Source organism: Rhodococcus sp. HNM0563 (assembly GCF_012726195.1).
In the GTDB taxonomy this organism is placed as follows: Bacteria; Actinomycetota; Actinomycetes; order Mycobacteriales; family Mycobacteriaceae; genus Rhodococcus.
This window is the reverse complement of sequence record NZ_JAASAF010000008.1, coordinates 213,004-233,482: the sequence shown is the minus strand read 5'-3', so window position 1 is coordinate 233,482 and position 20,479 is coordinate 213,004. Positions and strand designations below refer to the sequence as shown.

Sequence of the window (20,479 nt, the reverse complement as noted above, 5' to 3'; positions counted from 1 at the left end):
CCCGAGGTGCTATCGTCGCCTCCGACCGACACGGGGTGCTTCGCGACAGCGGGGCTGAGATCACACCCGTCGAACCTGATCAGGTAATGCTGACGAAGGGATGATTCGGGATGACTGTGCCTGCGCACGCTTCACCGACCGACCGTTTCACCGATGTCCTGTGGGACCGCACGAAGGTTCTGCGCGACTCCATCGACGACCTCGAGTTCCTGCGCCGCCTCGGCGACGGCACATTGCCGCTCGAGTCGTTCCGCTTCTACATCGAGCAGGATGCGCTCTACCTGGCCGGATACGCGAAAGCGCTCGCATTACTCTCCGCCAAGGCGCCCGATCCGGTCACCGGCGCATTCTGGGCCACGAGTTCCGCGACGGCTGCAACCGAAGAATCGGCGCTGCATCGGCAACTCCTGACCGGGGGTGCACTGCCCGCGAACGACGATCATGTCGCGCATTCCCCCGCGTGCCTCGGCTACGTGTCGTATCTGACGGCGACCGTCGCGACCGAGCCGTATCCGGTGGGAGCCGCCGCGGTGTTGCCGTGCTTCTGGATCTACGCCGACGTGTGCCGCGACCTTGCGTCCAGCGCAGCTGCTGTGCTTGCTGCCGACCCGGCCCACCCCTACGCGCGATGGGTCGCCACCTATGACGACCAAGGATTCCAGAATTCGGTCGCCACCGCACGCACCCTCGTCGACGCTGCAGGGGCCGCGGCCACCGAGCCCGAACGCGACGCGATGATCGACGCGTTCACGCTTGCGACCCGCTACGAGTTGCTGTTCTGGGATACCGCCCTGAACACGCAGCCGTGGCCCGCATCGTGACGCTGCGGCACCGGATCGTCTCGCTCGCCGCCGCCGTCTTCACGCTGTGCGCAGCCAGCGCGTGCGCCGGTGGCGGTTCCGACGACACGATCCGGTTCGCACTCGACTGGACGCCCAACACCAACCACACCGGTCTGTACGTGGCGCTGCAGGAAGGATTGTTCGACGACGCCGGGCTCGACGTCGAGATCCTTCCTTACAACGATGCGTCACCCGACACTCTCGTCGACGCGGGCAATGCGGAGTTCGGGATCTCGACCCATGGAATGGCTACGTTCGCACGCGCCGCGGGAGCACATACCGTTGCGGTCCTCGCCCCGCTACAACATTGGGCGACAGCGATAGCCGTCAAGTCCGACCGCGACGATCTCACGCGACCGGCCGATCTCGACGGCCGGATCTACGCGGGGTTCGCCGACCCGGGCGTCTCGGAAACGCTGGCGCAGGTCATCCGCAACGACGGAGGACAAGGCGAGTTCGAAGAGATCGTTCTCGGAACGTCGGCGTACGAGGCCGTCTACTCGGGTACCGCGGACTTCACCGTCTCGTATCTGGCGTGGGAGGGACTCGAAGCGGAGCATCGTGGACTGCCGATGCGCTATTTCGACTACACCGACTACGGCTTCCCCGATCAGTACGCGATCGTCGTGAACGGCAACGAGGACTGGCTCGCCGAGAACCCCGATCGTGGTCGCGCGTTCGTGCAAGCACTGCAGCGTGGCTACGAGATCGCTGCCGACGATCCCGATCGGGGCGCGCGTGCGCTGCTCGACGCCAACCCGGGTACGTTCTCGAACGAAGAACTCGTCTTCGAGAGTCAGCGGATGCTCTCCGCCGACTTCATGCGTGACGACCAGGGACGCGTCGGGACCCTCGACGCGAGCAGATGGGCCGGGTACGCCCGGTTCCTGTACGAGCAGGGGCTGCTCACCGGTCCCGACGGCGCGCGGTTGACCACCGAGCCCGACTGGTCGACCTACCTCACCGATGACTACCAAACGCACTGAGCCCGCGGGGGCCGAGATCCGGGTCACGACAGGCCGGAACTCCCCGCTCCGACGCCGCATCGATCGTGTACTTCCTGCGATGGTCGTCGCGGTGGTACTCGTCGCGACATGGCAGCTCTATGTGATGGTCAGCGGAATCCGCCCGCAAGTGCTGCCGTCCCCCACGCGCGTGTTGCAGCAGGGGTGGGCACATCGCATCGCCATAGCCGAGCACGCCGCTGCGACACTGCAGGTCACACTCGTCGGTTTCGTGGTGTCGCTGACCGTGGCGTGGCTACTGGCAGTCGCGGTCGATTTCTCGCCGTTCCTACGGCGAGCATTCGTGCCGCTGTTCGTCGCCTCGCAGACACTGCCGATCATCGCAATTGCCCCGCTCATGATCATCTGGTTCGGATTCGGTCTCCTGCCGAAGATTCTGGTGATCGCGCTGGCCACCTTCTTTCCGATGGCGATCGGCCTGATCGAGGGATTTGCCGCGACCGATCGCGAGGCCGGGGCACTTCTGCGCAGTATGGGAGCCACTCGCTGGCAAGAGTTCCGGTACGTGCGTCTTCCCTCGGCGCTCCCTCGGTTCTTCACCTCGCTGCGCATCGGCATCACCTACGCCGTGGTGGGCGCGGTGTTCGCGGAGTACGTCGGCGCCACATCGGGGCTCGGCATCTACATGGCCATCCAGAAGAATTCGTTCCGCACCGATCTGGTGCTCGCCGCGGTACTGGTCACCGCGACAGTGTCATTGGTGTTGTACCTGCTCACGTACGTGGCACAGCGCTTGATCGCACCGTGGGCCCTCGGCACAGAGAATCGAGCAACAGGGAGCCACGCATGAGTGCCGTCACCCTCTCCGGCGTCCACCGGTCGTTCGACGGCAACCACGTGCTCGACGACGTCGGGTTCGACGTGTCCCCAGGGGAATTCGTATCGGTCATCGGTCCGAGCGGGTCGGGGAAGTCCACGCTGTTCGGTCTGGTCGCGGGACTCGACACGCCCGACGAGGGGACCGTCACGGTCGGCGGCGCTCCTGCGTCCCCGGGGTGCGCTGCACTGATGCCCCAGAAGGATCTCCTGTTCCCATGGCGCACAGTCCTCGACAACTGCGCGCTCGCCCTCGAAGTTCAGGGCGTGCCACGTCGGGAGGCACGCGCGCGGGCGCGGACACTGTTCCCCACGTTCGGACTCGCCGGGTTCGAGGAGGCTCGTCCGTCGCAACTGTCCGGCGGGATGCGTCAGCGTGCAGCGTTGGCGCGAACAGTGATCCAACAACGCGAGATTCTGTTGCTCGACGAACCGTTCGGCGCTCTCGACTCACTCACCCGCACCGACATGCAGTTGTGGCTGCAGTCGGTGTGGCTGCGCGACCGGTGGACCGTCCTGATGATCACGCACGACGTACGTGAGGCCGTCCTGCTGTCCGACCGCGTCCTGGTCCTTTCGCCGCGACCTGCACGGATCCTGCACGAAGTCCGGGTCGGGCTACCGCGACCACGGTCGTTGGAGTTGCTGGCCGACCCCGAATTCGTGGCGATCGAACGTGAACTCGTGTCGGTCCTGCACTCACGATCCGACATGCTTTGATCGCTCGCGCTGTTCGGACAACCCGCAATATCGAATCGGTAACAGGATGCCACCCCACCTGCAGCTGGCGTGCCACGTCGTATCTATCGGATTACGAGGCCCACCTGCACCACACCTCGGGCGTAGCTTGAATGATCCGTAGTTCGAACACCCGTCCGGTGTTGCGGCGAGTGGCGAGGAGGCGACGAGATGAGCAGCGCATTGTCCGCCCCCCTCGTCGCGCCTGTCCGTGCACGCTCCACCCCGCAGATCGAGGAATACGGCGGCGTCAGCATCGCCTCGCGCGCCCTGAGCATCTCCTTGCGCCACACGGTGCGACCACTCCTCGACGCGTGGGCGCTCACGCCGTCCCTTCCGTGGCCCACGGGTCTGGTCGACCGCGCAGCGTTCCCCCTGCTCCCGGCACCTGGGACCGAGTATCACCGCATGACGTTGGATACCTGCCCCGCCGAGTTCGTCCGTGCCCCCGGCGCCGGCGGCCGCACCGCAATCCTGTACCTGCACGGCGGAGCGTTTCTGTGCTGCGGGCTGACCACCCACCGCCAACTGGTGTCGCGCATCTCGGCGGCAGCAGGCGCCCCGGCCCTGTCGGTGGCCTACCGGATGCTGCCACGTCACCCGATCCGACATGCGGTCGACGACGGCCTGTCCGGACTCCGCTGGCTCATCGCCCATGGCTACCCGATCGATCGGATCGTCATCGCAGGCGATTCCGCGGGCGGATTTCTCGCTTTCTCCGTGGCTCACGAAGCACTGCGGCTGGGGCTGGGTCGAGCCGCGGGCACCGTCGCGATCTCGCCGCTGACCGACCTCGATCACCGCCCCAAGCTCGACCATCCGAATGCCCGGAAGTGCGCGCTGTTCCCGCGCCGGGCGGTGCCGGCATTGTCCACCCTGATCGAGAGGGCCGAACAGATCGATGACCGCTACGCGCCCGTGCCTTCTCCCGTGGATCTCGACCTGACCGGCATGCCGCCTGCGCTGCTCCAGACCGGATCCGAGGAGATGACGTTCGTCGACGCCGAGACGATGGCCTACCGTCTCGCCTCGGCAGGTGTGCCGACGCAACTGCAGGTGTGGGAGAAGCAGGCGCACGTGTTCCAGGCTGCCGCGTCACTGGTTCCCGAGGGCAGTCGCGCGATCGTCGAGATCGGAATGTTCGTGCGCTCGCTCGACACGGTGTGATCCAGCGAACAGCAGGACCCCTCTACGGCATCCACAGCTAGGAGTCGGGTGGGCGGTACTGTGCGTCACGGCGCCCGGTTCGAGCCGGTTGCCCGAATCATCATGTATCGATCGAAGGGGTCAGCGTGAGCTCTCTCAATTCCGGCCAAAGCCTCGGTGTGGGCCAGGAACTGAAGTCCGACAACGGCAAATACACTCTCGTGCTCCAGCGGGACGGCAACCTGGTCCTGTCCGAGGGCGGCAAGGCCGTGTGGGCGACGGGAACCGACGGCTCCGGCGCGGTGCGCGCGAATGTACAGGAGGACGGCAACTTCGTCCTGTACAAGGATGACAACTCCCCCGTGTGGGCGTCGGAGACGAGCGGTAATTCAGGTGTGCGGCTGACGGTGCAGGACGACCGCAATGTCGTGCTGTACGCGGGAGACAAGCCGGTCTGGGCAAGCAACAGTGTTGCTCCGAAGGCTGCAGAGCCCGTTGCCGAGCCGGCCCACGTGGCTCCCGCACCGGCCGAGCCCGCTCCTGCCGCGGCCCCGGCCGCCCGCACCCACACTGTCGCCTCCGGCGACACTCTCTGGGCAATCGCCGAGCGTTTCTACGGCGACGGCAACCAGTACCAGCGCATCGCCGATGCGAGCGGCGTCTCCAACCCGGACCTGATCCAGCCCGGCCAGGTGCTCACCATCCCCTGACGACCGCAGGCCGTTGATGCCGAACGTCCCCACACCGACTGTCCGGTTGTGGGGACGTTCGGCATTCACCGTCTCTCGGTTCACGGATCCTCCTCGTCGAGAGGCCCCTGACCTGCGAGAGGCTCCTGACCTGCCTGGCGACGCCGCTGCTTTGCCGCGAACGTGAACAACCGCACCACCAGGGCAAGAAAGACCAGATTGCCCACGATCTGCGCCGAGACCACCGCCCTCGTTCCGTCGGTGACCGCGGCGATGTCCCCGAATCCGACGGTCGCGAACACTGTGAGACTGAAGTACAGAGCACCCATCCGGGTGAGGACCTCCGTGAATCCTTCCGGCTCGACCTGCGAGATCACCGCGTACAGCGACGCGAAGCCGAGGATGTAGACGGTGACGGTCGCGGCGATCCCCTCCATGGCCTGGACCATCGGATGCGGCGACCGCAGCACCGACCACACCTGCCAGCCGCAGACCGCGCACACCACTACTGATCCGAATACGAGCAGGAGCAGTGTGGGAAGGTCGTCGAGTCCCGAGAAGGGAAGCGTGAAGTAGGCGGTGCCCGCCACCACGAGCGTCGTCACGGTGCGAAGCAATGCCCGCCACGTGAGTGCGCGTAGTTGCGCCGCCTTGCCGGTCCCGGCTGCATCGGATGACTGCGCGCTGTTCGGCACAGGTGCCAGTATGCGCCTGGCGCTGCGTGGGCGCGCTCACCGGCGGGCACGGTGTCGGTGGGTCCGACTAGTGTTCACGACACGGGTCAATGTCGGGAAGGAAGGGGGCAGGTTCATGGACGAACCGGAAAGCGGATTCGACCGCGACGTCGACCGGGCCTGGCGCGAGTTCCGGGGGGACCTCGCCGACCACGTCGCAGCCATGCGCGATGGAGGCGGACTCGTGCTCGAGCCACTGGCAGAGGAGGCCGGAGGACCGGCCGGGCCGTGCGTGCAGTTCTACGCATGGGGTGATCAGCAGGTGCGCTGCGAAGTACCGTCGAATCTCCATCTGACCGAGGATCGTCATCTGTCGCCGCACGACGAGGCGCTGCTGTTGGATTTGGGATGGCAGACACCGTCGCGTGATCCCGACGCACCGGAGGACGGCGGCTCGCCCGCGTTCTGGATGGACCTCCCCTCGTCGTGGGCCGATCGGCTCGCCGAGGTCGCGGTGCGCGTGTTGCGCGAGGTATGGGGCGTTCCGCATCCTCTGTTCCTACGTGCGGAATCCTTCGGGACCGCCGGCAGCCACGAGTTGGAAACTCCGGCACCGGTCGCCGAGGTCTCTCCCAAAGTGCCGATGCGAGGCCCTGTCCATCCCCTCGGCGAGGAGCACCTGCGAGAACTCATCGAGGACACCGTGGGCGACCGGGTCGGCGACACCCCCACATGGGACGAAGACGGCGACCTCGTGCTGCGTCTCGCCGACGTCCTCGTGTTCGTCGGGGTCGGTGCGGGCGCAGCAACGGTGGATCTCCTTGCGCCGATCGTGCATTCGATCAGTGGTCGCACACGCGCGATGGAGGTGGTGTCCGATCTCAATCGGCAATGGCCGCAACTGAAGTTCGTGCTCATCGACGATCGCGTCGCCGTCGTCAACCACCTGCCTGCGTCGCCCTTCGTGCCGGAACATCTGGTGTCCGCTCTCGATCGCATGTCCGGCTTCCTCGAGGGCGTCGACCACGACTTCGCAGCGCATATCGGCGGCCTTCCGATGCGCGGTCACGGTCACGATCATTATTTCGAGGCCCCGGATTTCGAATCCTCCGACGAGCGCAATCTGTTCGAGGACGACCTGTGGGAACCCCGCCTCGAAGACGATCTTCCGGCGGCACTGCTCGAACTTCGTGATCATCACATCCACGGGCGCTCCGATATACCGGTCGAGACGGTCGCGGCGATCGGAAACCGGGAGGCCTCCCGGCTGCAGCAGTTCCTCGAACTCAGCACCGAGCAGCACGTGGGCTGGACCAGCGAATCCCTCAACCGTGCCTTCATGGGCGACGACGACGGTGTCGCCGCTGCCGACGCAAAGGCCCTCGAGTGGAAGCTGACGAGCTGGTCGCTGGCCGCAGCCCTCAGCTACCTCGACCTGCCCACGGAGATCCCGAACCACCGGCGCCCGCCGGCGAAGCCGAGCACCGACCAGCCGCCGCTGTTCGACAATCCGGACGAGCCGACGCTCTTCGACGGATTCGGCGACTAGCGTCCCGCTACTGCCCGTCGCAGCACGTCAGCGACGGCGCTCGTGTATCCGACGAGGGTGACCGTGGCAGCCGCCGTCGTAGTGGCGCGAATCGCCGAGACCGCCTGCGCGGCGGCGTCCTCCACCGGCCATCCGTAGACGCCGGCAGAGATCAGCGGAAAAGCCACGGTCGCCGCACCGAGCTCGTCCGCGACCATCAGTGACCGGCGATAGGCGGAGCGGAGAATCAGCGACCGGTCGTCGTCACGTGCGTACACGGGACCGACGGTATGGATCACCCACCGAGCAGGCAGTCGTCCTGCTGTGGTGGCCACCGCGTCGCCCGCGGGAAGGCCGTCGGGCAGTGTGGTGTCGCGCAGCGCGCGACATTCGGTGAGGATCTCCGGCCCGCCCGCGCGGTGGATCGCGCCGTCGACTCCGCCTCCACCGAGCAGCGACGAGTTGGCGGCGTTGACGATGGCGTCGACCGCAATCGTGGTGATATCACCTTCGACGACGTCGATGATTGTCATGTGGTCTCTCGTTCGTGGTAGTGCCACCACGGGCGTTTCCTGGCATGATTCCAGAGCGTGACGTCGTCGGACAAGCTTCGCGAACTCGCCGGGTACCACGGGGTGTCCTGCACCTACCGTGGATGGGACACCCTCGAACATCATGTCCCCGATCGGACGCTGCGCTCGATCCTGGCAGCGCTCGACGTGCCCGCCGGTTCGGACGCCGAGATCGACAAATCCCTCGCGGATGTCCCGAACGCACCGTGGCGGCAGATGCTGCCGCTGTCGCTGGTTGTCGCCGAAGGCGATAGGCGTCCTTTTGCCGTACACGTGCCGCACGGAGATCCGGTCTCGGTGTGGGTAGTGGCCGAGGACGGCTCCGACGTCGACGCCGAGCAGCTCGACGTGTGGGTCGAACCGAGGATGGTCGACGGACGGCTCGTCGGCCGGGCCACCTTCACGGTGCCTGCGCTACCACTGGGCTGGCACACGATCCATGCGCGCAGCAACGACATCGAAGCGACCGCGACGCTCGTGGTGACGCCGGCGCGACTGTCCACGGCAGACCGCGTGCTGCGCTCCCGACAGTGGGGTTTGGCCGCACAACTGTATTCGGTCCGGTCGAGCCGGTCTTGGGGTATAGGCGACTTCGCCGATCTTGCCGATCTCACAGCAGTGACCGCGGGCCATGGCGGCGACTTCGTGTTGATCAATCCCGTCCACGCCGCCGAGCCGCGGCCCCCACACGAGCCGTCTCCGTACCTTCCGTCCTCACGGCGGTTCGTGGACCCCCTCTATCTGCGGGTCGAGGACATTCCCGAGGCCGCCTATCTTTCGCGCAAACAGCGCAGACTGCTCGACGAGAGCGCACGGGACTGCGCGAAAGCGAACCGGAAAGGTGCACGGCTGAAGCGGAATCCGGTGTTCCGCGCCAAACTGAAGGTGCTCGAGCGGATCCACAGTGTGCCCCGGGGTCCTGCCCGTCAGGCTCGTTACGCAGCATTCTGCGCTGACGGCGGCCGGGCACTCGACGACTTCGCATTGTGGTGCGCACTCGCAGAGAAGGCCGGGCCGCACCACTGGGACGAGCGGGCCACGGCTCCGGACGATCCCTGGGTGAAACGCCAACGCGTCGTACTGGCCGAGCGCATCGATTTCCACCGCTGGTTGCAGTGGTTGTGCGACGAGCAACTCGCCGCCGCACAGATCGCGGCACGAGCCGCGGGCATGGGCATCGGTGTCGTACACGACCTGGCGGTGGGGGTGAAACGCGAGGGCGCCGACGCGTGGGCATTGGGCGATGCGCTGGCCGCGGGGGTCACAGTGGGCGCCCCACCCGACGACTTCAACCTGAACGGACAGAACTGGAACCAGCCGCCGTGGCGTCCCGATCGCCTCGAGGAACTCGGCTACGGCCCGTACCGCGAGATGCTCCGGTCGGTGCTGCGACATGCCGGTGGTGTGCGGATCGACCACATCCTCGGTCTGTTCCGCACATGGTGGGTGCCGGAAGGATCGTCGCCGAGCGAAGGCGCGTATGTGCGGTACGACCACGAGGCGATGATCGGCATCCTGGTACTCGAGGCACACCGCGCGGATGCGGTTGTCATCGGTGAGGATCTCGGTGTGTTCGAGGGATGGGTCCAGGAGTATCTCGCTGAGCGTGGGGTCGCGGGTACGTCGATCCTGTGGTTCGAGAAGGACGGAGACACTCCGCGCGCACCTGAGAGCTACCGCCGGTTGTGCCTGACGTCGGTCACCACACACGACCTACCTCCGACGTCCGGATACCTTGCCGGGGAGCATATTTCGATCCGGTCGAAGCTCGGGTTACTGAAAGACGACCTGGCGACCGAGTTCGCTGCCGCGGAAGCCGAACGCGATGCGGTGCTCGGTCTCGCCCGCGATCGCGGGCTGCTCGACCCGGTAGAGGGCGAGAGTCTCGAGCACCAGGTCGAGGCGCTGCATCGGCTCGTCGCGGCGAGTCCGTCGGCCATGCTGGCGTTGTCACTGGCCGACGCGGTCGGTGAACCCCGTAGCCAGAATCAGCCGGGCACCGTCGACGAGTATCCGAATTGGCGTGTGCCGCTCGCAGACGCCGACGGTGAGGCCGTCCTCATCGACGACCTCACCGGTCATGAGCGTTTTGCGCGACTCGCGGAGGCGTTGTCCCCGGCCGAGCCCGGCTGAGCTTCACCGCTTCACGTAGATGCCCTCGATGTCGGCGGCGAACTTCTCGGCGACCACATTGCGCTTGATCTTCAGCGTCGGGGTCAGCTCACCGGTCTCCTCGGTGAGGTCGCGATCGAGGATCACGAACTTCTTGATGGCCTCCGTATGCGAGACCGTGCTGTTGGCGTCGTCGACGATCGTCTGCATCGCATCGCGCAGCGACGGATCGTTTCGCAGGTCTGCGATAGTGGCGTCCGCCGGCTTGCCGTTCTCCCGCTTCCAGTTGTCGAATACGTCGGGGTCGACCGTCAGCAATGCCGAGATGAACGTGCGCCCGTCGCCGAGAACAACGGCCTGCGAGACCAGCGTGTGCGATCGCATCCGGTCTTCGAGCGGACCCGGAGAGACGTTCTTGCCGCCGGCGGTGACGATGAGGTCCTTCTTACGTCCGGTGATCGTGGTGTAGCCGTCGGCGTCGAGCGAGCCGAGGTCGCCGGTACGAAACCATCCGTCGTGGAACGCGTCCTCGGTCGCCTTCTCGTTGCGCCAGTAGCCGTTGAATACGACTCCTCCGCGAAGTTCGATCTCGCCGTCCTCAGCGATACGAACACTGTTGCCACCCAAGGGCTGACCCACCGTACCGATCTTCTGCGATCCAGGCATGTTGACGGTGTGTGCCGCTGTCGATTCGGTCAGGCCGTAGCCCTCGTAGATCGGCACGCCGACGCCGCGGAAGAAGTGTCCGAGCGTGGTGCTGAGCGCTCCGCCACCGGAGATGGCCATCTGACACTCGCCGCCCATGGCCTCACGTAGCTTGCCGTAGACGAGCTTGTCGGCCATGGTCCGCTTGGCCTTCAAGAACAGGCTCGGGCCACCGTGGTCGAGCGACTCGCTGTACGCGATCGCGGTGTCCTCGGCGAACTGGAAGATGGCCGCATTGAGCTTTCCGCCTGCTGCCGCCTTACCGGCCGCGGCGTCACGTACCTTCTCGAACACGCGAGGCACGCCGAGGATCATGTGTGGCGAGTACCGGGAGAACTGGCTCGATACGGTTCCGAAATCAGACCAGTGCGACTGTGCTGCACCACCTTCGAATGATGCAAGCGACACTGCCCGCGCCAGCACGTGTGCCAGGGGCAGGAACGTCAGGATCCGGTTACCCGGCTTGGCAGCCATCTGACCGATCGGTGCCGTCAGAATTCCGCGAACCTCCGAGAGGAAGTTCCGGTGGGTGAGGATGCAACCCTTCGGCCGGCCTGTGGTGCCGGAGGTGTAGACGAGGGAGGCGAGATCGTCGACGCGGATCCCCTCGCGGCGAGCGGTGAGTTCGGCGTCGTCGATCCCTGCGCCCGCGGCGATGAGTGCGTCCACGGCCCCACCGTCGATCCGATGGATCTCACCGAGGGTGTCGGGCATGCCGACGAAGAGCGCCTCATGGGCGGCGGTCTCGACGATGGCGAGGCAGGCGCCGGAGTCCTCGAGGATCCAGCGGATCTGCTCGGTGGACGACGAATCGTAGATCGGCACCGATGCCGCACCCGCCGCCCAGATCGCGTAGTCGAACAGCGACCACTCGTACCGAGTGGCCGAGAGCAATGCGACACGATCGCCGGGTTGCACTCCTCTGGCGATCAAGCCCTTGGCGACACCGGCGACCTGCTCCGCGAACTGCGATGCGGTGACCGCGACCCACTCGTCACCGAGCGGGCGCGAGTACATCACGCGGTGCGGGGTCTTCTCCGCTTGGATGAATACCGTGTGGACCACGGAATCGTTGTCCGCAACAGTGAACTGGGCGGGGGTCGAGTACTCACGCACTGAAATCTCCATCGTTCTGGTCGGTCGAAGGCGGGGTGGACGGGTCCACACCGAAGCGGAAGCGGCGCAGCAAGTGGATGAACGTGTCGATCTCATCCTGGTCCCATCCCGCCAGTCCTGCTGTGACTTCGCCGTATCGGCGAGTCACTGTGACGGCGAGCACCGCGTGCCCCTGGTCCGTCAGCCTGAGCGGGTGTCCCAACCTGGTCGGTCCGGAGTCCGCAGAGAGCCAACCCTCGTCGATGCAGTGGCGTACTTGCCTCGAGACGGTCGACCGATTGACGCCGAAAACCTCCGAGATATCGGTGGCGCGGCAACCCGGATTGCGGGCGATGAACCCGAGCAGCGAATGCTGCGCGAGCGACAGGGAACTGTCATCGGACCGCTCCCCTGCAGTCAGGAAGCGCACGAGGTGAACGAATTCGTCGTAGGCCTCGGATACCGAGGTCCGATTCGGTGAATCGGACCTCCGCTTCTGTTGCATACGGCAACTATAAGCCCGGTGTGCTCCACGCCTCGAATCAGGGCAACCCACCGCGTTCGGTCAGCGGAATCGCTCGGCGGCCGCCTGCACCCGGGCATGGTGAGCACGCACCTGCGCGTCCTCGTGGTACTGCAAATTGTCGAAGTCTCGCCGCCATCCGGCCGAGCCGTCGATCATTTCCCGCACTATGTCGGCGTGCCCGGCATGGCGGGCAGTTTCACTGTTCATGTGCACGAGGATGCGGTGCAGCGTAATGCGGCCCTGGCCCCACAGCTCCACGCGCGTCACGTCGTCGAGCTCGGTCGCAGCGAAAGTCTCCGCGGCATGCTGCCACGAGCGGCGATACAGACCCACGAGGTACTCGCGCGACTGGTCGGCAGTAGCCCACATGTCGATGTTCGCACCGTCAGCACCCTCCGGATCCGCCCAGGGCAGCGCAACCGGAGATGGCCGGCCGAACGCCTCACCGAAATAGCCGAATTCGCAGGTCGCGAGGTGTTTGACGAGCCCGAGAAGGTTGGTTCCGGTCGGTGTCATCGGGCGCCTCGCGTCGTACTCGGACAGCCCGTCGAGCTTCCACAGGATCAGGTCGCGCGAGGCCTGTAGCTGCTCGACGAGGTCGCTCGCAAACCCGTCGGTACCTGTCATGGGCCCATCGTAGGCGCACACCTCACCCTCACCCCGAGGCTCGACGAATCCGAGCAACTAACCTGTGCGTACCGTGGTGGTGGCGCACAGGAAGGACGACCGATGGGTGATGGGGGGTCCCGCGGCCTGTTCCGCTACCTGGTGGCCGACGAATCCGACGACTACGTCGCGATCATGGACTACTTCACAGGCGTCCTGCTCGCCGACGCGACTGCCGCCGACATCGCCGCCGCCCTCGCTGCCTGTGGACATCGCATCGACCGGGACGTCGTGGAGGTCCGGTGCCGACAACTCGTGGCGTGGGGCAACCTCGGCGAGGGAGGCCGCGACACCCGCGTCGGGTCGATCGGCGACTACGTCCGCGCCACCGCCCGATATCGTCCGACAGTGCTCGGCGGCCGCATACACCGCGAAGCCACAACACTGCTGTCGTCCCACGAAGGCGCCCGCGAAGTCACCCGAGAATCCCTCGCGCGCATCTGCGACGCACTCACGCACATCGACGCAGCGACCCGCACCGGATTCGCCATCGATCCCGACACCCTCGCGGGACACGTCACCGGGGTGTTCGTGCACCACAGAGCATTCACCGACAGCGTCGCCGACTTCTACAACTACCTGGCGGAGATCTCGGGTCGACCGGATCTCTCCGGCGACGACTACACCGAACTCAAGTTCCTGCTACTCGACTACATCGACGTCATCACCTCCGATCTGGGCCGCTACGCGACCCGGATCCACACGGCGGTGAAGCGCCTGCTCCCACACATCGACGACCTGCTCGCGGCGCTCCCCGATCCGGGGTTCCCCAGCGGCACCGCCTCCCGCTCCCCCGGGCGCACACGAGACGAATGGGAACATCTCGTGTCCTGGTACGACGAGGAAGCAGGCCCGCGTGAGCTGCGCGACGCCGCGACCACGGCACTGAACCGGCTGCTCACTCATACCCGGACCCGCACCTCCGACGCTCCCGGGTTCTCCCACCGAGCCGATCTTCTGCGCCTGGCCTCGTGGTTCTCGGAGTCCTCGGACGAACAGGCCCACCGGCTCCATGCCGCTACATTCGGGGCCTATCCGAGTCGGCACCTGCTGCTGGGCCCGGAAGAACCGGACCCGCGGATCGGGGCCGGAACATCTTGGTGGAGCGCCGATCCGGTGTCGGTGCCGGTGTCGCTGCGCGAACGTGGCGACCGCTCGCCGCGTGGCCGAAACGCCCGGATTCCCGACCCGGCCGCCGACCGTACCCTCATCGCAGCGCTGGCCGAGAAGGAATCGGGAGAACTCGCCGACGCCGTCGCCGAACTACGCGCATCCGGCGACCTGGACGGCGAGCGGATCTCCACGACCGCGCGCGACGTACTCCTCGACCGACTCGCGGCACTTCTCGCACGGCACCAGGAACTCGACGGCGTGTACCGCATCGACGACCACGACCTCGGCCTCACTCTGACCGCCGAACCCGGTCGCGACACCACCGTGCACTGCCCGGACGGCGATCTCACAGTGCACGGGTTGATCCTTCGCACCTCGTCGCCGCTGCTGGCGCCCGCCGATTCCGGACACACGATCGGGGTGTGGTGAATACCGGTACCGCAGTCCAGGATGCTGCAGGCCGGCGCGACGGCGCCCGCGCCGTGCTGCAGCGACCGATCCTCACGGCCGTCCACGACCCCGACACTTTCGATCTGGTCCGCCGCCACGCAACAGCACTGCGCGCCATGTTCGCCGATCAATTGGGCTACACGCTGATCGTGGAGGCGGAGTTCGCACGGCTGGTGAAGACACCGCTCGATCCCGCAGCGCCCCTGCGACCGCTCCATCGCGCAACCGGCGGCGAGTTCGGCGCGATCGGATACACCTATCTCGCATTGACCGCCGCCGCACTGCTCGCACCCGGTCAGGGCGACCGCATTCCCATGGCGGTACTGGTCGGGCAGGTCCGAGCCGACGCCGCCGCGCAGAACATCGAGATCGCCGACGGGTTGTCGGAACGGCGACATCTCGTGGCCGCATTGCAGGTCCTGATGGAGTGGGGGGTGGTCGGGGAAACCGACCTCGGCGACGACGGGGACGGCTGCGAGGGGGATGAGGACGAGGTGGTTCTCACCGTCTGCCGGTCACTGCTGCGGCACCTCACCGCTTTCGCCTTACACGACCTTCCCGGCCCGTCGGCAGCGATCACCGCGCGACCAGAGACACCGCGGCGCCGTCTGTATCGCAGGCTCGTCGAAGACCCGTTCACGGCACGCGACGATCTCGATCCTGAAACTCTCGACGTGTTGATCCGCGAACGAGCAGAGATCGCACGTCGTCTGGACGAGGATTTCGGTCTGGTCCTCGAGGTACGCACGGAGGGCGCGCTCGCCTACGACCCGGACGGCAGCCTCACCGACCTACTCTTCCCCGGCGCAGGGACCGTGAATCAGGCTGCGCTTCTCCTGATTTCGGAGTTGGTCGACGTAGTCGACCCCGTACCCGGCAACCCCGTGCACATCGACACGGCCACCCTGGACAGGACCTTGACCGGCCTCACAGCAACCCATGCCAGGAGCTGGCGCGGCGAGTACGTCCGTGATGTCACCGCTTTGCGCCGCGATGTCACGGCACTGCTGGTGCGACTCGGTCTCGCACGTGCCCTCGACGACGGAATCCTTCTCGCTGCCCCCGCCGCCCGGTATCGCCCGACCATCGCCGAAAGCCCCCGACCATGACCCATTCGTCCGACACGCCCGTACTCGATGCCGCCACCGCCTCATCGCACCCGCACCGGTGGAAGCTCTCCCGCGCGGGCATCGTCAACGTCTGGCATTACCTCGATACCGAGTTCACACTCAGCGATGGGCGCATGATCCTGCGCGGCACCAACGGTTCCGGGAAATCACGTGCCCTCGAGATGCTGCTGCCGTTCCTGCTCGACGCCGACCGCAAACGCATGGATGCCACCGGCGCGGGCAAGGTCGATCTCGACGAACTGATGCGGATCGGAGCAGGCGGTCAGAACAACCGAATCGGCTATCTGTGGCTCGAATTATCGCGTCCTGAAGGTGTTCTCACGATCGGCGCGCAAGTGCGCTACAGCGCAACCGCGCACCGGAGCGAGGTGTATTTCTTCACCGCGGATGCCCGGGTAGGCACCGACCTCCCACTGGTCGACGAGCATCGGGTGCCACTCTCACGCGACGACCTCGCTGCCCGCATCGGCCCGGACCGGATCACGCGCAACCCCGAGGAACACCGCGACACCGTCCGCACGCTGGTGTTCGGTCTGCACGGCGACTCCGGGCGCGATCGGTACACGGGCCTGCTGCAGCTACTCCACACCCTGCGGTCACCCGATGTCGGCAACCGGATCGACGAAGGCCGTCTACCTCAGATCCTGTCCGACGCACTCCCCCCGCTCAACGAGAACATGCTCGCCTCGGCGGGTGATCGTCTCGATCTGCTCGGTGAGAGCCGTGCAGCCCAGACTCGGCTGGAATCCTCGCTCACCCGAGTCCGTCAGTTCCACGCCGTCTATCGTCGTTACGCGGCCGACCTGCTCCGGGCAAGTGCGGATGCCGCCGCACAGACCGCCGATCGGGTCGCCCGGGCGCGTACCGAACTCGACGAGGCCGAAGCCGAGGTCGCGGACCTCGACGCTCAGGTCGCCGCAGCCGACACTCGCCTGAGCGAACGACGTGACCAGCTCGCCGAACTCGATCGTGCCATCCGAGGCCTCGAATCCCATGCTCTGTTCCGCCACGCCGATGACCTGGCTCAGCGGACGCTCGCCGTCGACGCGCTCGGCCGCGCTGTCGACCTGGCCATGCATCACGCCGCGCAGGCCAGAGACCGCGAGTCCCTGGACGCCGAGCGCGCAGACACACATCTGGGCGCTCTGGAGGTCACCGTCGCCGGGGCGTCCGAGATGCTCGCGGCCGCGAAACTCCGCCTCACCAACTCAGCCGTAACGGCTGACGCACTCCCGGAGCGGATCCGTCTCGACATCCAACGACCCCAAGACCATTCCGAACCCGTCCGCACGCGGCGCGAAGCCGTCGCAGAGTCCATCGTCAGGCCCACGGTCGCGCAGGTACGGCTTCTTCCGGAGGGCTGCGAAGATGCCCGCGTCGCCGCCTACCACGCGGCGACAGCCGCGCGGCGCAGGCGGGATCAAGCATCGAGACGACTGGTCGAGGCCCGTCGCCTCGAACTCGCCGAACGTGGAGTGCGCGACGCCGAAGCCGAGGCCGAGCGCGCCGCACACGATGCCGAACGCGAGATACTCGAACGCGATGCCGCTGCTCATGCACTGGACGACGCTGCCCTCGACCTCGAGCACCGATGGCGTGCATGGTTCACATCCGAGCGCACCACTACTCTGCTGCCGCACCTCGACCAGAACGGTGCGGCGTTGATGCAGCGCCTCGTGGACGCCATCGAATCACTCTCCGGCGACGACCCCGACCCCGCGGCTACCGACGCGGTCCTCACCGAACTCGTGGCACTCACTCGAACCGCGACACCCGGCGACCTCGACATCACCAGCGCGACAGGCACGGCCGAGTCCCCCAGCACAGCCGAGAGGGAGTTGCGGTCGGCTCTGCTGGAGGAACGACAACGTCTCGAACTCGGCTCCGAAGGCCCTTCGATGGCACCGTGGCGGAGTCCCCAGAGCGGAGTCCCGTTCTGGAGGGCCGTCGATTTCGTCGATGTCCTCGGCGATGACGATCGGGCAGGTATCGAATCCGGACTGCTGGCCGCAGGATTACTGACTGCCACCGTGGACGGTGAAGGTCGGCTACGTGCGTCTTCAGGGCAGATCCTCGTCTCGCCCCGCGGTGAACCTCCGCTCCGGCCGCTTTCGACAGTTTTGCAGCCCGACCCGACTTCCGAGGCGCCGGTCGAGGCGGTCGCTTCGGTTCTGTCCGCGATCGGGTTCGAGGATGCCTCGGCGTCCGCATCCGTCTCACGCGACGGCCGCTGGCACAACGGCGTATTGCGCGGACGGCACACCGCAGAGGCACCCGGATTCATCGGTGAGGCCGCCCGGAGCAGAAACGAGGCCGCGCGCCGGAGCCGGCTCGACGAGATCGACGGTGAACTGGTCCGATTGGACCTCGTCGAGCAGAGACAGGCGGTCGACAACCGTGTCGCGCCGAGGCCACACGACGAACTCGACGCCCATCTTTCCTCCGCGCCCACCGCGCACGCTCTACACCGGGCATACGCACGGTCTCGCGCACACGCCGAGTACGCGCTCCGCCGTACGGAGGCCGCGGCCCGAGCTCGGGAGCGGGCGGGTGCACTGCGCTCCCGGTGGGCGGCCGATCTCGAATCCCACCGGACCGCCTGCGCCCATTTCGCGTTGCCGATCGGGGTCGCCGACCTGGACGCAGTCGTCGTGGCCTGTGCCGAGGCGGACACCGCGTGCACAACTCTGGACCGCGGCATCGGCGACGTCCTGGCCGACTACGCAAGATTCGGCGGTTCCGCGCACGCAGTCACCCAGTCGGCAGAACTGCGCGCACGCGCCGAGCTTGAGGCCGACGCCCGTTGGCACGAGTGGCACGAGCGGGCAGCGGTGATCGCCGCGCAGACTCAGGCGGTCGACATCGAGGTCGCCGACCTCGCGGAGGAATTGCGAAGCTCGGAGACGGAGAGGGCCCGGACCGACGAGCAGTGCCGCCGCACCCTTGCTCACCGCGAGCAGCTGGGCAAGGCTGTGGCAGCGGCGATGCAACAGGCCTCGGCAGCGCGGGAGCGACTCACCCGTCACCGCGAGGAACTCGAGGCCGCTGCGGGCATACTCGAGGCTCGGCTCGCCATCCCCGCCCTCTCCGCAGCAGCCGATGTCGAAGGTGGTCCGATCGCGCATCTCGACTCGCAACATGTCCGTGAGGCTGCCGATGCCGTGCTGACAGCACTGCCACGCGCCACGGACACGGGCGAGAACCGGATCCTCGCTGCGCTGCAACGATTCGATCGGGAGATCTCGGAAGCGCTCGACATCGAGCACACCGTGGAATCTGGCGCCCATGTGGTGCGCCTGTCCGGCGCGGGTCCCGACACCACCCCGACAGGGGTACTCGCCCACCTCACCGCCCGTGTCGAAGAGGGCAGGGCCGCGCTGTCCCAGCGTGAACACGATGTGTTCACCGGCTTCGTGCTCGGAGGTGTTGCCGATGAACTCCGCAGGCGGATCACGCAGGCCGAGAATTTGATTGCGGCGATGAACGAGAGTCTCAGCGACAGCCGGACCAGCCACGGTATCGGCGTCCGCATCGGGTGGCATCCGGTCCGTGAGGACGCCGACGCGGCGCGGATCACCGGACTCCTCACCGGTAGCACCCGGTCGATCGAGGACAGTGACGATCTGATCGAGCTGCTTCGTCACCGCGTGGAGGTCTCGCACGGCACCGACCCGTCGGCCGGGTATGCAGCGCATCTGTCGCGGGCACTGGACTACCGGGCGTGGCACACCATCGACGTCACCATCATCGGCCCGGAGCCCGATCAAGAGCGTCGTATTTCGAAGCGGGCGAAGATCTCCCAGGGCGAGACTCGATTCGTGTCGTACGTTGCACTGTTCGCCGCAGCAGACGGCTATCTGTCGGGACTGCCCGACACCGACCTCGCGCTGCGGATGGTGCTGCTCGACGACGCGTTCGCCAAGATCGACGAGCCGACGATCGGTGAGCTCATGGGTTTGCTGGTGCGCCAGGACATCGATTTCGTCATGACCGGGCACGCGCTGTGGGGATGTGTGCCCCAGGTGCCGGCACTCGACATCTACGAAGTCCGTCGCCTCGGCGACAGCTCTGCCGTCACGACCCATGTCCATTGGGACGGGCGCAGCAGACACGTGCGCGGGGGCGACTGAGTAGGCTCGCGACGTGAGTTTCCGCCGCCTCCGCCACTCGGTCCGCGCACTTCTCGTCGACCCGGACGATCGACTGCTGCTGTGCCGTGCGCGCACGCCCGATGGGTACACCGTGTGGATCACCCCCGGGGGCGGCATCGAGACCGGGGAGACCCCGCTCGAGGCCTTGGCGCGCGAACTCGTGGAAGAGGTCGGATTCGAGCTTTCCACGGAGCCGTCACACGTATGGCATTCGACGATCATCTCGCCCGATCATGTTCCCGGTTTCGACGGCATCATCAACGACTACTTCCTGATCCGCACCGCCCCGTTCGTCCCGAGCCCCACTCTGACCGCAGACGAACTCGCACAGGAGAACCTGACCGCGTTCCGCTGGTGGGCGCGTTCCGAGATCACCGGATACGCAGGTCCGGATCTGCTGGCACCGCGTTCGCTCGCCAGTGACTACCCGCGTCTGCTCGACAGCCCGGTGCCGAATCTGCCCATCGACCTGTCCCCTCCTCGGTAGGCCTCGCGGCCGCT

Annotated in this window: 17 protein-coding genes and 1 riboswitch; of the genes, 12 read left to right on the top strand and 5 right to left on the bottom strand. The window is 66.6% G+C overall.

The features are described 5' to 3' along the window. The first annotated feature begins 21 nt into the window (after positions 1–21). A riboswitch (TPP riboswitch) is annotated at positions 22–118 on the top strand. The 6 genes from HCA61_RS19395 (at position 111) to HCA61_RS19370 (ending at position 5,277) form a co-directional block, all read left to right on the top strand. Further along, positions 111–821 carry a TenA family protein gene (locus tag HCA61_RS19395; protein ID WP_169689822.1) on the top strand — a complete coding sequence of 237 codons (711 nt, stop codon included), beginning with the start codon at positions 111–113 and terminating at the stop codon, positions 819–821. It overlaps the preceding riboswitch by 8 nt. 44 nt (positions 822–865) lie before the next feature. Continuing rightward, positions 866–1,828, top strand: coding sequence for an ABC transporter substrate-binding protein (locus HCA61_RS19390; protein WP_240959880.1), 963 nt, complete (start codon positions 866–868; stop codon positions 1,826–1,828). A 79-nt stretch (positions 1,829–1,907) separates the two neighbouring features. Beyond that, positions 1,908–2,657: an ABC transporter permease gene (locus HCA61_RS19385; protein ID WP_240959879.1), complete on the top strand. Its 750-nt coding sequence runs from the start codon at positions 1,908–1,910 to the stop codon at positions 2,655–2,657. Next, positions 2,654–3,403 (top strand): ABC transporter ATP-binding protein, encoded by a 750-nt coding sequence (locus HCA61_RS19380; RefSeq protein WP_169689820.1) that lies wholly within the window; start codon positions 2,654–2,656, stop codon positions 3,401–3,403. The genes HCA61_RS19385 and HCA61_RS19380 overlap by 4 nt, the downstream gene beginning before the upstream one ends. Positions 3,404–3,592: 189 nt before the next feature. After that, positions 3,593–4,588 carry an alpha/beta hydrolase gene (locus HCA61_RS19375; protein WP_169689819.1) on the top strand — a complete coding sequence of 332 codons (996 nt, stop codon included), beginning with the start codon at positions 3,593–3,595 and terminating at the stop codon, positions 4,586–4,588. 125 nt (positions 4,589–4,713) lie between these two features. Continuing rightward, positions 4,714–5,277, top strand: a complete 564-nt coding sequence (locus HCA61_RS19370; protein ID WP_169689818.1) for a LysM peptidoglycan-binding domain-containing protein — start codon at positions 4,714–4,716, stop codon at positions 5,275–5,277. A gap of 80 nt (positions 5,278–5,357) precedes the next feature. Here HCA61_RS19370 and HCA61_RS26880 read toward each other — a convergent pair whose 3' ends face one another. Then, the gene (locus HCA61_RS26880) at positions 5,358–5,951 is read right to left on the bottom strand and encodes a potassium channel family protein (RefSeq protein ID WP_169689817.1); all 594 of its coding nucleotides are present in this window, start codon (positions 5,949–5,951) and stop codon (positions 5,358–5,360) included. A 115-nt stretch (positions 5,952–6,066) separates the two neighbouring features. On the opposite strand from HCA61_RS26880, the gene HCA61_RS19360 reads away from it, so the two are divergent. Next, positions 6,067–7,479, top strand: coding sequence for a hypothetical protein (locus HCA61_RS19360; RefSeq protein ID WP_169689816.1), 1,413 nt, complete (start codon positions 6,067–6,069; stop codon positions 7,477–7,479). Here HCA61_RS19360 and HCA61_RS19355 read toward each other — a convergent pair. Beyond that, entirely contained in the window at positions 7,476–7,991 is a 516-nt protein-coding gene (locus HCA61_RS19355; RefSeq protein WP_169689815.1) for an O-acetyl-ADP-ribose deacetylase, read from the bottom strand. The two genes, HCA61_RS19360 and HCA61_RS19355, sit on opposite strands and share 4 nt — an antisense overlap. A 57-nt stretch (positions 7,992–8,048) precedes the next feature. Between HCA61_RS19355 and malQ the strand changes: the two genes are divergently transcribed. Continuing rightward, on the top strand, positions 8,049–10,163 hold the full coding sequence (malQ, locus tag HCA61_RS19350) for a 4-alpha-glucanotransferase (protein ID WP_169689814.1): 2,115 nt from the start codon (positions 8,049–8,051) through the stop codon (positions 10,161–10,163). Between the two features lie 3 nt (positions 10,164–10,166). Here malQ and HCA61_RS19345 read toward each other — a convergent pair whose 3' ends face one another. Genes HCA61_RS19345 through HCA61_RS19335 form a run of 3 tightly spaced genes read right to left on the bottom strand, consistent with a single transcriptional unit; the run spans position 10,167 to position 13,095 of the window. Next, positions 10,167–11,963 carry a long-chain fatty acid--CoA ligase gene (locus tag HCA61_RS19345; protein ID WP_169689813.1) on the bottom strand — a complete coding sequence of 599 codons (1,797 nt, stop codon included), beginning with the start codon at positions 11,961–11,963 and terminating at the stop codon, positions 10,167–10,169. Next, positions 11,956–12,447 carry a MarR family winged helix-turn-helix transcriptional regulator gene (locus tag HCA61_RS19340; protein WP_169689812.1) on the bottom strand — a complete coding sequence of 164 codons (492 nt, stop codon included), beginning with the start codon at positions 12,445–12,447 and terminating at the stop codon, positions 11,956–11,958. Before HCA61_RS19340 ends, HCA61_RS19345 begins: the two co-directional genes overlap by 8 nt. A gap of 60 nt (positions 12,448–12,507) precedes the next feature. Further along, on the bottom strand, positions 12,508–13,095 hold the full coding sequence (locus HCA61_RS19335) for a DinB family protein (protein WP_169689811.1): 588 nt from the start codon (positions 13,093–13,095) through the stop codon (positions 12,508–12,510). Between the two features lie 102 nt (positions 13,096–13,197). Between HCA61_RS19335 and HCA61_RS19330 the strand changes: the two genes are divergently transcribed. From HCA61_RS19330 to HCA61_RS19315, 4 genes are read left to right on the top strand one after another with little or no spacing between them, the layout of a single operon-like run. Then, entirely contained in the window at positions 13,198–14,676 is a 1,479-nt protein-coding gene (locus tag HCA61_RS19330) for a DUF2397 domain-containing protein (RefSeq protein ID WP_169689810.1), read from the top strand. Continuing rightward, a complete protein-coding gene (locus HCA61_RS19325) occupies positions 14,670–15,806 on the top strand; it encodes a TIGR02678 family protein (RefSeq protein WP_247274376.1) in 1,137 nt (378 codons plus the stop codon). The genes HCA61_RS19330 and HCA61_RS19325 overlap by 7 nt, the downstream gene beginning before the upstream one ends. Further along, positions 15,803–19,957 (top strand): TIGR02680 family protein, encoded by a 4,155-nt coding sequence (locus HCA61_RS19320; RefSeq protein WP_169689809.1) that lies wholly within the window; start codon positions 15,803–15,805, stop codon positions 19,955–19,957. Before HCA61_RS19325 ends, HCA61_RS19320 begins: the two co-directional genes overlap by 4 nt. A 13-nt stretch (positions 19,958–19,970) precedes the next feature. Next, on the top strand, positions 19,971–20,465 hold the full coding sequence (locus HCA61_RS19315) for an NUDIX domain-containing protein (protein ID WP_169689808.1): 495 nt from the start codon (positions 19,971–19,973) through the stop codon (positions 20,463–20,465). Positions 20,466–20,479 lie beyond the last annotated feature (14 nt).

Excerpts from the sequence above, each read along its gene's own strand:
- HCA61_RS19395 (WP_169689822.1), top strand. The coding sequence starts at position 111 with ATGACTGTGCCTGCGCACGCTTCACCGACCGACCGTTTCACCGATGTC.
- HCA61_RS19385 (WP_240959879.1), top strand. The coding sequence starts at position 1,908 with ATGGTCGTCGCGGTGGTACTCGTCGCGACATGGCAGCTCTATGTGATG.
- HCA61_RS19380 (WP_169689820.1), top strand. The coding sequence starts at position 2,654 with ATGAGTGCCGTCACCCTCTCCGGCGTCCACCGGTCGTTCGACGGCAAC.
- HCA61_RS19375 (WP_169689819.1), top strand. The coding sequence starts at position 3,593 with ATGAGCAGCGCATTGTCCGCCCCCCTCGTCGCGCCTGTCCGTGCACGC.
- HCA61_RS19360 (WP_169689816.1), top strand. The coding sequence starts at position 6,067 with ATGGACGAACCGGAAAGCGGATTCGACCGCGACGTCGACCGGGCCTGG.
- HCA61_RS19355 (WP_169689815.1), bottom strand. The coding sequence starts at position 7,991 with ATGACAATCATCGACGTCGTCGAAGGTGATATCACCACGATTGCGGTC.
- HCA61_RS19340 (WP_169689812.1), bottom strand. The coding sequence starts at position 12,447 with ATGCAACAGAAGCGGAGGTCCGATTCACCGAATCGGACCTCGGTATCC.
- HCA61_RS19335 (WP_169689811.1), bottom strand. The coding sequence starts at position 13,095 with ATGACAGGTACCGACGGGTTTGCGAGCGACCTCGTCGAGCAGCTACAG.
- HCA61_RS19330 (WP_169689810.1), top strand. The coding sequence starts at position 13,198 with ATGGGTGATGGGGGGTCCCGCGGCCTGTTCCGCTACCTGGTGGCCGAC.
- HCA61_RS19320 (WP_169689809.1), top strand. The coding sequence starts at position 15,803 with ATGACCCATTCGTCCGACACGCCCGTACTCGATGCCGCCACCGCCTCA.